The organism is Paenibacillus sp. LT-B23 (genome assembly GCF_059417685.1).
In genome coordinates this window covers 82,804-97,401 of the sequence record NZ_JBSQBM010000007.1, presented here as the reverse complement: position 1 = coordinate 97,401, position 14,598 = coordinate 82,804, and the positions used below count along the sequence as shown (strand labels likewise).

Sequence of the window (14,598 nt, the reverse complement as noted above, 5' to 3'; positions counted from 1 at the left end):
TTAGCGTCCTTGTTTCACTTGACGAATTACATCAATTACGGAACCATCACGATATTTGATAACACCCACAATTTTATCTTCCCATTGAATCGGCTCTGGTTTGCCGACAATCCGCGTAGCCTTCTCTTGCAACTCTTCGATCGTGAAGACAGGGAGCTTGGCGGCTTTGAAGCTAGCCAGGAGATCTTGGCGGAGAGGGTTCACAGCGATGCCCTGATCGGTAACCAGTACGTCAACCGTATGACCTGGTGTGATAATGGTATTTACATGATCAAGAATGGCAGGCATTCTTCCGCGAATCAGCGGAGCGACGATGATGGATACTGCAGCGCCTGCGGCAGTGTCGCAGTGTCCACCGGAAGCTCCACGGATGACCCCATCGGACCCGGTAATTACGTTCACATTAAAATTCAGATCAATCTCCAGCGCACTCAGCACAACAACATCCAGTTGGTGGGCAGCGCAGCCTATATTTTCAGGGCTTGCGTAATATTCCGCACAAATTTGTTGATGGAATTTGTTCTTTCTCAGCGATTCTACGGCGCGCAGGTCGAAGCTCTGCACGTCCAAAAGCTTTTCAATCAATCCTTCTTCATGCAGGTCAACGATTTGTTGGGTAATACCACCCAGCGCAAAGCTTGCTTTGATATTGGCGGCAAGCATTTTTTCCCGCAGAAATCTGGTAGTTGCAAGCGCAGCACCCCCGGAGCCGGTTTGCAATGAGAATCCATCCACGAAATATCCGGATGCTTCAATCACATCTGCCGCGTTTTTGGCAATTAACAGTTCCTTCGGATTCTTCGTGTAACGGGTAGCCCCTGAGACAATCCCCTTCTGATCACCGATGCGATCCACGACGACCACATAATCCACCTGGGTTTCAGGAATGGCGAATGGAGTGTTCGGATAGGAGACCAAATGGTCAGTGATCATCACAACATTGCGCGCATACTGTGCATCTACCATGGCATAACCCAGGGAGCCGCATGCCGATGGAGCTTCGTTTACGCTGGAAGTTCCGTTTGCATTGCCGTATGCATCGCAAGAAGGAGCGCCCAAAAAGGCTACGTCAATCGGGCATTCCCCTGATGCAATCGCTCTTGCGCGACCACCGTGAGAGTTAATCGTCACCGGAATATCAAACCATCCGTAGGAATATGCCTGAGCCAGCTCGCCTCTAAGGCCACTGGTCTCGATTCTGCGGATGACACCGTTTCGCACATGCTCTACCAACGGAGCATGAATATCCGTCAAGGAGCTGGCCGCCAGGACAAGATCACGAATACCCATTTTGGCGATTTTATCCATAACCATATTCACGATAAAGTCCCCGTTGCGGAAATGGTGGTGGAACGAGATCGTCATCCCATTACGCAAGCCTGTAGCTTCAATGGCTTTCTCCATCGAATCCATGATTTTGTTTTTGGCAGGATTTTGCTGGCGGTCTTTTAACCGCTCTATATTTTTAAATTGCCCGTAAGTTGATTTGCAATCAAAGGGAGTTATCGCATCAAGTCCCTCAATAGCTAGAGGAATTTCTCTCCCAGCACCGTTTAGCATAACATTCACCTTACTCTACGTTTATTTTTGCCGCTTCCGCCAGGTCAAGCACTCTACGTGCACGTTCTACAATCGGACGGTCAATCATTTTACCGTCGAGACTGATCACACCTGAGCCTTTTGCCTCCGCTTCGAGACTGGCCTCAATGATCCGCTTTGATTTTTTGATCTCTGCTTCTGTTGGCGTATAGATGCGGTTTACAATCTCGATCTGACGTGGATTAATAATGGATTTGCCATCAAAGCCTAGCTGTTTGATCAGCTTTACCTCGCTCGCAAAGCCTTCCTCATTATTTACATCCGAGTAGACTGTATCGACAGCAGCAATGCCAGCAGCTCTTGCCGCAAATAATATAAGGCTTCGTGCTGTCAATAGCTCAATGCCTTCTGGCGAGCGCGTTGTCTTCAGGTCTGTGACAAAATCCTCCGCTCCGATGGCGATGCCGATAAGCCGCTTGCTGGCAACCGCAATTTGCGCCGCATTCAATGCGCCCTTGCCACTCTCAACCGCTGCAAAAAGCTTGATTGTCCCATGCTCCATGCCGATCTTTTGTTCAATTTCGGTAATCAGTTCATCCGCCTCAATCACGTCATCGGCGGTCTCCGTTTTCGGCAATCGAATGGCAGTTGGCTTCGCTCGTACAATCGCTTCAAAATCGTCTCTGCCATACGGCGTATTGAGTGGGTTTACCCTGACCAGCACCTCGATGCCCCCGAAATCAAAGGTTTTCAAAGCCTGGTAAACCAGCAAACGTGCCGCATCTTTTTCATATAGGGAAACGGAATCCTCAAGGTCGATCATAATCGAATCTGCCCCATAGATATGGGCGTCCCGGATCATCCCTGGGTTATTCCCTGGAACATACAACATGGTCCTTCTCAGTTTCTGCATCTATTCCGCCTCCCATGGTCGGCAGTCGCCCTCGACCACTCTGCTTACGGCTGTCATTACTCTAGCCCTAATGGCGCAATCCAGTGCGCCTTTATCATTCGCGCGGACATATGCATGTTCAATGCCCATTCCTTGTAATGTTTCGAGAATCACTTTACGAATCTGATTCCCGAACTGGTTCTCTACGGTACTTTTCAACTCGATTTCAATACCTTTCGTCCCGTTCGGCTCGATGGAAATCGTAATATCGCTTGATTCCAGTGTACCGGCCATGCCTACTTGCTGAATAATCAATGTCTACACCTCTTTTGCCAATTGGATGGTAGATACTCTCCATCTTCAGGATTGCAGAACCTTATAGATCATTTGTGCCATATCTGAACCTGCTACAGGCTTACACATGTATTCATCAATGATCAATCTCTCCTTGTATGCCACCACGTGATCTTCGACATAACCGGTAATCAGGATGATCTTCATACTTGGATTGATTACCTTGATACGTTCAGCCAATTCCGTACCAGTCAGATAAGGCATTGCCTGATCCGTAATGACCAGATCGTAATGGTTTGGAGACTTTTCAAACCGCTGCAATGCTTCCACACTGTCTGATTCTGTCTCCACGTGGAAACCATACGATTCCAGTCCTCTTCTCATCGCTTTCAATACGCGCTGTTTATCATCGACCAAAAGAATGCGCTTTTGTTCCGAAAACACAGGATTCATATTTATCTCTGTCTCTTTTGCTACAAACTCCGTTTTCGGCAGATATACCGTAAACGTACTACCCTTGCCCAGCTCCGAATCCACGGTAATAAATCCTTGATGTTTTTCGAGAATGCTTTGGACGATATACAATCCAAGCCCCGTACCCTCTCCTGCCGGTTTGGTTGTGAAAAAAGGATCAAAGATTTTCTGCAAGGTATCGTCACTCATCCCTCTACCCGTATCCGAGACAGATAAAGTAACGTAATCGCTGACTTCCAAGACGTTCTCGCGGATTTTTTTTACCTCTTGCAAGGGAATGGTATCCAATATGATTTTTAGTTCGCCACCGGCTGTTTTCATTGCTTGATAGGCATTGTTACACAGGTTCATAATGACTTGATGAATCTGTACTTTATTTGCAAAAATAACGGCTGAATCTACCCGTTTTTCGAACACAGCATTCACTTTGGGCGAGAGGAAGGATTTTATGAGTCCCAGTGCCTCTTCGACCTGCTCTTCAACTTTGACCGGAGCGTTTTTCTTGACCTTCCCACTCTCCAGCCGGCTCAATAGCAGGATTTCCTCGATTATCACTCTTGCTTTCTCGGAAGCATCATAAATCTCACTGACGTAATCATAAATTTCTTCAGTAGGTTCTATACTGCTAAGCATGATTTCTGCGTAGCCTCTGATGGGAGTTAGAAAATTATTGAAATCGTGGGCGATTTCCCCTGATAGTGTGCCGATCAACTGCAGCTTCTGCGAGTGCTGCAATTGTAGATCCTTTTTTCTCAACAGCTCGTTTTTGTTATTCAGTTCCCGCAAATACCTCGTCTCGTATTCCAGAGCCTCTTTATTTTTCTTCGTCCTCATGATGATATAAACGGCACAAGCCAACGTCAGGACGATCATTGAAAAAATCTCAATGGTTTTAATTCGATTTTGTGCAATCGGTTCTCTCACATCATCGTAGTTCATGGCGGCGGCAACCACCCAAAACGAGTCACCGAGATGAACACGGGAAAATGCCTCGATTTTTTTCGTCTTGGTATAGAATTCGTCACCCCACCAGTACGAATGGTAGAAAGCTGAGCCCTGCTCCTGGGTAAGCTGCATTTTGAACAGTTTCTCCAGGTCGCGGTAATCAAGCCCCGGGTATTTGGCCTTAATCGCTGAGAGCGATAACCCGATATTTGCTTCGCTCGGGTGCATGAGATAGTAACCTTGCTGATCCTTGACATGGATATAACCCTTGGTCCCCACACGAATCGGCTTCAACAGCTTCTCATACACAGCGTTTAGATTTACCACACTGATAAGCGCACCTTGAAATTTCCCATCGAGATAAACAGGCTGAAACAGATGCACAATATAATGGCCTTGCTTCTCCAGCTTGGCACTTGCGATGAACGGTTTTTTTTCTCGCAGCACCCTTTGTATATCATCCTTGATTAATTCATAGGCTTTCATCGCATCCGTACGATTGCGCTTGGGAAAAGTGTGTACCACTCTCCCTTCCAGGTTCACCTGGCTAATCCGATAGATGCTATCTTTTTTGGCGGCATAATAAGCAGATAGGTTTTCGTCAATCACAGCTTCATTCTTATTTGCTATGGCGAGCGACATCTGCCGGTTGCCTGTCAATATTTGCAGCGTGTGCATTTGTTCGTCGAAAAAGGATTCAATAGACGTACTGTTTAACCTGGCAATCGTTAGCAATTGCTGCTGCTGCTGTTCAATTACGGTACGTTCTCCGTCCATATACGAGCCGTAGGCCATCCACAGCAGAACTAGAAAAGAAATCGGAAGCGCTAGCATAATGATGAATGAAAAATGGCTTCGATAATGAAATAGTATCTCTCGTTGAAATCTCATCCTGCTTTACCATCTCCATCGAGCTAGTAGCCCATCATTCCCTAGCCCTAATGCTAGGGCTAGTTCGCTTCCGATTATATCAGTCATTCACGTTCGTCTACTAAATGGTGTCTCAAGACAACTTCATTGTAATGACAAGATCTTAAAGTATCCTGGCAAATTATTAATTTTTTTTAAGATTTCACTATCTTAGTGTGTAAGGTATCGCAGCAGGAAAATAGCAAGTGTTACCGTTGCTGCACCACCGAGACGTGTGGATACCTGGGCAAATGGCATGAGTACCATTCTATCGGCTGCAGAAAGAATCGCAACATCCCCTGTTCCACCTTGGCTGCATCGAGTAGAAGTAATAATCGCAGCTTCAACCGGATACATTTTCATCCACTTACCAGCAAAATATCCACTCCCAACCACGGTTAATACAGTTACAAAAATGGTGATGAAATAAGCAGGGCTAATTACAGAAATCAGTGCCTCCCATGGTGTTTTAGCAACACCTACCGCAAGCAGGAGCGGGTACGTTACGGCGATAACAAAGAAACGTTGCATCTGTTGCGCTCCGTCTTCAAGGAATTTTGGCAACCAACCAAAATATTTTGCCAGGAATGCCGCAAAGAGCATGACGATCGGACCAGGCAGACCAACTAACTCAGCGGCTAAGGTACCTACCATGAAGAATCCGATAGCTAAAATTGCTCCGGCAGCCATTTGATAAAGATCAAGCGGTTTTTTGTTTTTATCCTCTGCAAGTCCCAAAACATCGCTATCCCCTGTTTTGAGCAGCGTGCCGTTACCGGTAAGTTCTGGTTTTCTATCCCCCAGTTTTTTCAACAAGCCGGACAAGATAATAGCGCACAAGCTACCCAACATGACCGCAGGAATAACCATGGCAAATTGTTCACCTTGGGTCGAACCCAAAATTTGGGCGTAGCCGATAGAGAGTGGAATCGCACCTTCACCAACGCCTCCCGCCATGATAGGAACAAGGATGTAAAACAAGGTATCATACGCAGGGATTCCCAAAGCCACACCTGTAAGCAAACCGACGCCTGTTCCGAGAATAGATCCGATCGTCAAAGGGACAGCCAATCGAACGACCGCTTTTATCATGAGTTCCCGGTTCATACCAAGGATGCTACCAGCGATAACAATTGCGATGTACACATACAGGAAATTGGTATTATCCATAAAGACAGTAACGGAATCAATTGCTGACTGTGGGAGAAGATGAGCATACACCATGTAAGAAGGAACAAACGTTGCCATAATTGCAGCGCCGCCGATATCCTTCAGAATAGGGATGCGCTTTCCAATCTCCGCCAGAATAAAACCATACAATACCATGACAGATACAGCCCCAGGCATATCACTACCGAGCTTTCCGGAGTTCATCAGCATGTAGACAACAGCCATAAACGGGATGTAAAGGCCTACAGGAATGACCCCTCCAATCTTGTAATTCAACACCTTTTGCCATTTGGACTCTGTTCGTGGCTGTAGCTTAAGCTCTGCGGCTTCTTGTAGATTATTAGTGACCACTTGATCGCCTCCTAGATGATCAATCTGCGTTTTATCCTCGAATCAATCGCTAGCCCAGGTGTTCACAAGACTTTATAGTAAAACGTTTTCACTCATGGGATGATTCGAGATAACTAAATTGTAAAAAGCAAATCTTAAAGTATTCTGACTAATCCTTAAATGTTTTTAAGAACCACGTGACAAAAATATGTCAGCGTTTTCAATGCAAAAAACTACGGTTGACTCATTTTACTAACACAGCTTGTTCAGCATTTTGCATAATTCGATTCCCAACGCTCGTAAGTACAATATATAGACGAACTAAACCGTTTCGATCTATATATTGCTGATTTGAAATCGCTCTTGGGATTTATGCAAAATGCTCTGTTTCCAAACGTGTTTGAGGTAGGCTAAAAGATCTCGACGAACACGACAAACTCACCGCAGCGGAGAATGTGTTCGTTCCCACTGCGGTGTCCCTTGGTTCGTCGGTGCATCGTCCTGGTTTGACTAAAAAACGTTCATGGTCATTATTCGTGCGGGGGATCTCCGTCACGGTCAGATGCCGTTTAAACCGCATTTCTCCGACAAAAGCGAGCACGTCGTAGGCAAACGAGGTATGTTTAAGGCGGAGTCGCTACAAGTTTATTAGAGGCATTGTGATGCCGCCCTCCAAAGTTATGTATTCCCTTTTATTACTAAATTAAGGATGGCCAGAGAAATAATCAGCCGTAGAAAAAAAGCCCCCCGGGTCCATCGGCGTGCTTTCAAGAGAACGTATACAATTGGATAGAAGTATATAGTTAATCTATCTTTCAACGGAAAAACGATACCCGATTCCCCAGACGGTTTTGATATATTTCGGATTAGTGGGATTTTCCTCAATTTTGGTCCGCAGGTGTCTGATATAGACCATAATCGTATTATTATCGACAACCGTATCTTTCCAGATGTTTTGATATAGCTGTTCTTTCGAGAAGACCTGATTGGGGTGCTCCATAAAAAATTTCATGAGTTGTAATTCTTTTGATGACAACGCGATTTCCTGATTATTTTTTTGAAACGTATAGGTATGATGATTGAATAGAAATGGTCCCAACGCAATGTGTAAGGCTTGTTGTTTTGATTCCTGAAGCTGGCGATATCTTTTAATCTGGTTCTTTACCTGAGCACAAAGCACAAGAGGACTAAATGGCTTGGTAATATAGGCATCTGCCCCAAGTCCAAGTCCAATAATCTGATCTGTGTCTTCTTTTTTCCCGCTCAGAAAAATGATTGGCGTATGGATGCCCATATTACGCGTTTGACCAAGCACATCATAGCCATCAACATTCTCCATCATAATGTCCAGGAGGACGAGATCGAATGGCTCCTCGCTAATCATCCGCATGGCTTCCATACCGTTTTCAGCCTGAAGCACAACCATTCCATCGCCTTCAAGAACCGTTTTAATCAATTTTCTGACAGCGTTTTCATCATCAACAACCAATACTCTCGGTTTGCTCATTCTTGACCCCATTCCTTTCTAAAAGTCCTCTTACGAAAACCCTTTTTAACAATACAAAAAACAAAACGCACCCTATGGGTCGAAACGCTTATGGTACTTCAAGTATAGCCATTGTGAGCAGACTCAATCAAGACACATACCTTGGCTACAGTTGCTAAATGAATTGATTTTATTCTCGCTTCTCGGTGTCTACTTTTTAGTCTAGCATCATTTTAGCCAACTCTATATGTTGTATGTCATACAACTTCAAAAAACTCCCTGATTACTTGTTGAATATCTTTATAAAACCTTTTAATCAAGATTTTGGAAAAATAAATTCTACTCCACTTGCTGCTGTAAGTGAACATCTCCCCTCATGGTTCAGTGAAATTGACCTTCCCTGCCCTTCCATAAAAGTATGAACCTTTGCGGCATCAGCGAAGCGGGTGATTTGAATCCGAAGAAGCGGAGCGTTCGCCTTTGCCTCTGAATTCCCCCCCTGTTCTCATTACTATCAGAGGAATTCAGAGGCAACAGCGATCGGAGGATCAAATCACACGCGGAGCGGCCACTAATGCTCCATACTCCTCTCCCCCATCTCCACAAACTGCTTCTGAGCCAGCTCTCGGTACACCTCATGGGATTCAATCAGCTCCGCGTGGGTTCCTGCACCGGTTACCTTACCTTTGTCCAACACAATAATTTGATCGGAATGAACCACAGTAGACAAACGGTGAGCGATAACAATCGTTGTACGACCTTCCATCAATTTCGCCAGCGCTTTTTGCACCTCATGCTCGGATGAACTGTCCAGACTGGATGTAGCCTCGTCCAGCATAAGAATATCCGGGCTACGTAGAAGCGCACGAGCAATGGCAATCCGTTGACGTTGCCCGCCGGAGAGCTTCATTCCCCGCTCACCCACTTCAGTCTCATAGCCTTGCGGTAAATCCATAATAAACGCATCCGCGTACGCCATCGTGGCTGCCTGTCTCACTTCCTCCAGATCAGCTTCCCGTCCCAAGCCATACGTGATATTATCTCTGACCGTTCCGGTCATCATCGAGCTTTCCTGCGACACATAGCCAATTTTGGAGCGCCAGGAGGATAGTGTATACAACGATATCGGTTCATCTCCATAACGAATCTCTCCCGTATCCGGTACATAAAAACGCTCCAGCAACGAAAACAGCGTGGACTTGCCGCTTCCGCTCGGTCCAACAAATGCAGTTGTCCGGTTAGCCGGAATGACCAAACTGGCATGATGAAGAACCTCTTCACCTTCAGTATAGGAAAAGACAACATCACGCAGCACGATATCCCTGCTTTCTTTTGTTGCTTCCTGCTTCAATTCCAGCGGCTCCTCTTCATGATCCAAAATAGTCTGAATTCGTTCCGTGGCACCTACCACCTTTTGCAGACGTGAATATAAGGTCGTGAACTGGGCCATCGGTGTAATCACCTGAAACAGCAGCAAAATAAAAGCTACCAAATCCCCCGCGGTCAGCACACCCGATGCGACGCGAACACCACCTACACCCAAAATAATAACCAGTACAGCGGTCAGCAAGAAAGTAGAAATGGGACCTACCAACGCCAAAATACGAGATTCCTGCAAGCCAAAACGGAACATCCGGTAAATCCGATCCTCTCCGGCCTGTGCTTCCCTGCTTTCCGTCCCGTACGCCTTTACCAGCCTGATCTCTCCGATAACCTGACTCAGTACCGAGGTCAGATCAGCCATCTCATCCTGCTGCTTTTTGGAGATACGGTACATTTTCCTGCCCACGGGAAATAAAATCAGCGCTGTTAATGGAACGATAGCCATAATAATGAGTGTCATGACCCAATCCAGATAAAAAAGCAAGGCAATACCGCCAATAATGGCAATTACGTTAGAAATCAGATTCACAAGATACTCCGTAATCAGGTTCATAATCAGACTTGTATCATTGGTGACACGACTCATCGTATCCCCGGAACGATTCCGGTCAAAATACGGAATGGGAAGAGACAAAATTTTATGCCATAAGCGTTTGCGCAAATTAGCCACAATTTTGTGTCCGGCATAGTTCAGCATATAAATGGACACCGCTGAAGCCACAGCCTGGAGCACGAAGGCCCCAAGCAAGCCAAGAATGACCATTCGGTTCAATGAAGAAAAGGTCAAACCGTCGATCAGTCCCTTGGTCATCAGCGGTACAATTAAACCGGCAATTGTCTGAATCAAGGTCAGAATCAGGGCGATAACGAGAATGGCCTTGGGAGGGTGTGCGCTTGCAATCAATTTGATAAACCGGCCCATACCAGCCCTATCGGGTTTTTTACCCGGCTTTTCCTTCATACTGTTCTGCTGTTCATCTTGCTGTAGATGATGTTCCTTTTCCATAAACCATTTACCTCGCTTCCTGTCTGACCATTCTTGTCCAAACAACAACACCCGCGCTGAGCGCGGGTATGAACAGTACAGCCTAAATTTGAGTTTACTACACCAGAGAATGAAGCACAAAGTTAGCCACAAACAATACGGAAATGATATACAATGCGACAGGCACTTCCTTGCCACGCCCTGCTGCCAATTTGGCTACGGGGTAAGCAATAAAGCCAAATGCCATTCCGTCTACAATGCTATACGTAAAGGGCATCATCACCATGACCAGAAATGCAGGAAACGCCTCGGTAAAATCACTAAAATCCATCTCACGGACATTTTGTACCATCAGACCGCCAATGATGATGAGCACGGGCGCAATGGCACTATCAGGAATGTAAGCAAGTAACGGAATGAAAAAGAAGGTTGCCCCGAATAAAATGGCAGTGACCAGCGGCGTAGCCCCTGAGCGGCCTCCTGCTGCAATACCCGCCGTGGATTCCGCCGCCGCTACCGCCGGACTGCTCCCTAAAATACCGGCGAAAATATTGGTTACCGCCAGCACTCGCAAGCTGTTCTTGAACGTATCCGGTCTTCCGATCATGTTGGTCTGCGCAGCAATCATCCCAATGTTTTCGAACAGAACAATGAGCAGCAGCAAAAAAACAGCAATCCAGAAGGCTAACGAAACAATACCTGAAAAGGATAACTCGCCAAACAGTTGCCCATACTGCCGTACTGTTTCGGAGGTTCGCACTCCACTTGTCGGTTCTACAGCCCCCAGTACGTAGGCAAGTCCTGTTCCTGCCAAAATACTAATTAGCAGTCCTCCCTGAACGTTGCGCACAAATAACACAATAGCGAGCAGCAATGTTACGCAAGCCGTGATCACCTTCGGGTCATTAAAATGGCCGATCGCGACAAAAGTCGTTTGATGAGCAATTACAATGCCGCTTTTTTGCAATCCGATAAAGGTCAAAAACAAACCAATTCCTACCGTAATTCCGTGCTGTAAATTATGAGGAATCGCCTGACTAATCAGCTTGTACAAGGACGTAAATGCAACAACGGCGAATATAATACCTGTAATGGTGACCACCATCAATGCTTCCTGCCAGCTCAGCTTCATAGAATGTACGAGCGTATAAGTGAAAAAAGCATTAATCCCCATCCCTGGTACAACAACCATTGGCGACTTTCCGCCAAAGGCCATAAGCAGACAGCCGATAATCGACGTGAGCAGTGTACCCAGCATTGCCCCTTGTAATGGAATCCCGGCATCTGCCAAAATGGTGGCATTGACCATTACAATATATACAACGGAAAAATAGGAAATGGCACCAGCGGCCACTTCCTTTTTCCAATGATGCTCGGGTTTGAAACCGAGACTTCTGGACCATAGTCCACCCTTCATACCAAAACCCTCCAGCAAGTTGTTCGATCTGTACCTACTATTTTCAGACTTACACTCCAGCCTTGTTTAACAAATCCTTGACAGCTACACTAACCATGATCAATCCTGCCACAGGGGGTACAAAAGCATTGCTCGCAGGCGGCTGCTTCGCCTTCCGGATCTCAGGTGCGTTCGCAGGTACGATTTTTTTCGTAATCTCTTCACGCGGCTTCATCGGTTCCTCATCGGAGTATACGACCTTGACACCTTTTGTAATGCCTTCCTTACGCAGCTTGGTACGGATTACACGGGCAATCGGGTCCATTTTCGTTTGGGAGATATCCGCCACCTGAAAACGGCTTGGGTCCATTTTATTGGCAGCGCCCATACTGGAGATCATCGGAATCCCTCGTTTCAGACATTCCTTGATCAAATGAATTTTATAAATAATCGTATCCGAGGCATCCAGCACATAATCCAGATCGTACTTGAACAGCTCCTCATACGTTTCTTCCGTATAAAACATGTTCAGTGCAATCGCTTCACATTCAGGGTTAATCAGCTTCACACGCTCTACCATCAGATCGGCCTTTTTTTGACCTACCGTTGTCGTCAGCGCATGAATCTGGCGATTAATGTTGGTAATATCCACGACGTCTTTATCAATCAAAATGATGCGTCCAACACCGGTCCGCGCCAGCGCTTCTACCGCAATGGAGCCGACGCCGCCGATACCCAGCACGGCTACCGTGCTATTTTTCATAACCTCCAGACCCTCAGTCCCGATAGCCAGCTCTGTTCGTGAAAATTGATGCAGCATATGGTATATATCCTCCCTCACTGATTTAGACACTATGCTTGAACTTCATGCATACAAACCACGAACCCATTATCCATAAGAGGGTAACGGGTTCATGGCATTTTATAAACTATTCACAAGCCCATGTAGGGCAATTGTAAAAGCAAACGTTCGTCTTAAGCTTTAGGAGTAACTGGCTTCGGAGCAAGACGGATATGAAGCTGCTCCAATTGACCTTGATCCACTTCGGACGGTGCGTCCATCAGCAAATCTGTTGCATTGGCTGTTTTCGGGAATGCAATGGTTTCGCGCAGGTTTGTACGACCCGCAAGCAGCATCACAAGACGGTCAAAACCGAAGGCAATACCACCATGTGGAGGCGTACCATATTCGAACGCATCCAACAGATAGCCGAATTTTTCATTAGCTACTTCTGGCGACAGGCCAAGAGCTTTGAACATTTTCTCCTGAACATCACGTTTGTAAATCCGCATCGAGCCGCCGCCCACTTCGTAGCCGTTCAGTACGATGTCATAGGCCTGAGCACGAACTTGACCTGGGTCTGTGTCCAAGACGGCAAGGTCTTCGTCCTTCGGACGAGTGAACGGATGGTGTTCTGCTACATAACGTTTTTGTTCTTCATCATAGCCAAGCAGCGGGAAGTCTACAACCCATGCAAATTTGTATACGTTGTCGTCAATCAGACCCAGTTGACGGCCAATTTTCAGACGAAGCGCGCCCAATACATCAGCGACTACTTTTTTATTATCCGCAGAGAAGAGCAGCAAGTCGCCTTCTTCAGCTCCCGTACGCTCTCTCAGAGCTTCGATTTCTTCCGGTGTAAAGAATTTAACGATAGGCCCCTTGAATTCGCCTTCTTTCACTTGAATCCAAGCCAGACCTTTGGCACCGTAACGTGCAGCATAAGGACCCAGATCGTCAATATCCTTGCGGCTCCATGTGCCACATCCCTTAGCATTGAGGACCTTAACCTCGCCGCCTTTTTCAATTACAGAAGCAAATACCTTCACACCGCTACTTGCCACGATATCATTGACATGAATCAACTCAAGGCCAAAACGCAGATCCGGCTTGTCAGAGCCGTACTTGTCCATTGCATCGGCATGTGTAATCCGTTGGAACGGAGTTTCCAGTTCAACACCAACCGTCTCTCTGAACAGTTTCACCATCAGTTGCTCCATCATGGGCAGCAAGTCATCCTGTTGCATGAAGGAGGTCTCAATGTCGACCTGTGTAAATTCAGGCTGGCGGTCGGCACGCAGGTCTTCATCGCGGAAGCAACGTGCAATTTGGTAGTAGCGTTCTACACCACCCACCATCAGCAATTGCTTGTAAAGTTGTGGCGATTGCGGCAATGCAAAAAACTCACCCTCATGCACACGGCTTGGCACCAAATAGTCACGTGCACCCTCCGGCGAACTTTTCGTCAAAATTGGCGTTTCTACCTCGATGAAATCTTCACCGTCCAGGAAGTCACGGAATACTTTTGCTGCTTTGGAACGCAGTTTCAACGTCTGGTGCATTTCCGGACGACGCAGGTCCAGATAACGGTATTTCAAACGCAGCGACTCGTCCACTTCGACGCCATCCTCAATAAAGAACGGAGGTGTTTTGGCTGCATTCAATACTTCAATTTCCGTAATACGTACTTCAATTTCACCTGTAGGCAGGTTCGCGTTAATGGTTTCGGCATCACGCTTGACCACTGTACCCGTAACCTCCAGTACGTATTCACTACGAACACGGTCCGCAATTTGCAGCGCATCACCGGAATATGCCGGGTTAAACACGATTTGTACAATTCCGCTGCGGTCACGCAGGTCGATAAAAAGTACGCCTCCCAGGTCACGACGGGTTTGTACCCAACCGTTCAATGTAACTGTTTCTCCGATATGCGCATGGGTTAATGCGCCGCATTGATGACTCCTTTTCATAATACACACTCCTGTTTATGTTTTAGTGGTTGATGCTATCT

General features: G+C 46.4%; 10 protein-coding genes. All 10 read right to left on the bottom strand.

Features of this window, described 5'->3' with window-relative positions:
• The 10 genes from citF to aspS all read right to left on the bottom strand — a co-directional run bounded on the left by citF (window position 1) and on the right by aspS (window position 14,557).
• Window positions 1-1,560 carry a citrate lyase subunit alpha gene (gene citF, locus ACWXW9_RS10815; protein WP_494929395.1) on the bottom strand — a complete coding sequence of 520 codons (1,560 nt, stop codon included), beginning with the start codon at window positions 1,558-1,560 and terminating at the stop codon, window positions 1-3.
• 10 nt (window positions 1,561-1,570) lie between these two features.
• Entirely contained in the window at window positions 1,571-2,452 is an 882-nt protein-coding gene (gene citE, locus ACWXW9_RS10810; protein WP_494929394.1) for a citrate (pro-3S)-lyase subunit beta, read from the bottom strand.
• A complete protein-coding gene (gene citD, locus ACWXW9_RS10805) occupies window positions 2,453-2,746 on the bottom strand; it encodes a citrate lyase acyl carrier protein (protein WP_494929393.1) in 294 nt (97 codons plus the stop codon).
• 45 nt (window positions 2,747-2,791) lie between these two features.
• Entirely contained in the window at window positions 2,792-5,035 is a 2,244-nt protein-coding gene (locus tag ACWXW9_RS10800; protein WP_494929392.1) for an ATP-binding protein, read from the bottom strand.
• A gap of 189 nt (window positions 5,036-5,224) precedes the next feature.
• Entirely contained in the window at window positions 5,225-6,574 is a 1,350-nt protein-coding gene (locus ACWXW9_RS10795) for a 2-hydroxycarboxylate transporter family protein (RefSeq protein WP_494929391.1), read from the bottom strand.
• Window positions 6,575-7,361: 787 nt separating this feature from the next.
• Window positions 7,362-8,060: a response regulator transcription factor gene (locus tag ACWXW9_RS10790; RefSeq protein WP_494929390.1), complete on the bottom strand. Its 699-nt coding sequence runs from the start codon at window positions 8,058-8,060 to the stop codon at window positions 7,362-7,364.
• 550 nt (window positions 8,061-8,610) lie between these two features.
• Complete coding sequence (locus ACWXW9_RS10785) at window positions 8,611-10,428, bottom strand: ABC transporter ATP-binding protein (RefSeq protein WP_494929389.1); 1,818 nt, start codon at window positions 10,426-10,428, stop codon at window positions 8,611-8,613.
• Between the two features lie 97 nt (window positions 10,429-10,525).
• Window positions 10,526-11,824, bottom strand: a complete 1,299-nt coding sequence (locus ACWXW9_RS10780; protein ID WP_494929388.1) for an NCS2 family permease — start codon at window positions 11,822-11,824, stop codon at window positions 10,526-10,528.
• A 49-nt stretch (window positions 11,825-11,873) separates the two neighbouring features.
• On the bottom strand, window positions 11,874-12,623 hold the full coding sequence (locus ACWXW9_RS10775) for a tRNA threonylcarbamoyladenosine dehydratase (RefSeq protein ID WP_134913068.1): 750 nt from the start codon (window positions 12,621-12,623) through the stop codon (window positions 11,874-11,876).
• 155 nt (window positions 12,624-12,778) lie between these two features.
• Window positions 12,779-14,557, bottom strand: coding sequence for an aspartate--tRNA ligase (gene aspS, locus ACWXW9_RS10770; RefSeq protein WP_134913067.1), 1,779 nt, complete (start codon window positions 14,555-14,557; stop codon window positions 12,779-12,781).
• Window positions 14,558-14,598: the final 41 nt, after the last annotated feature.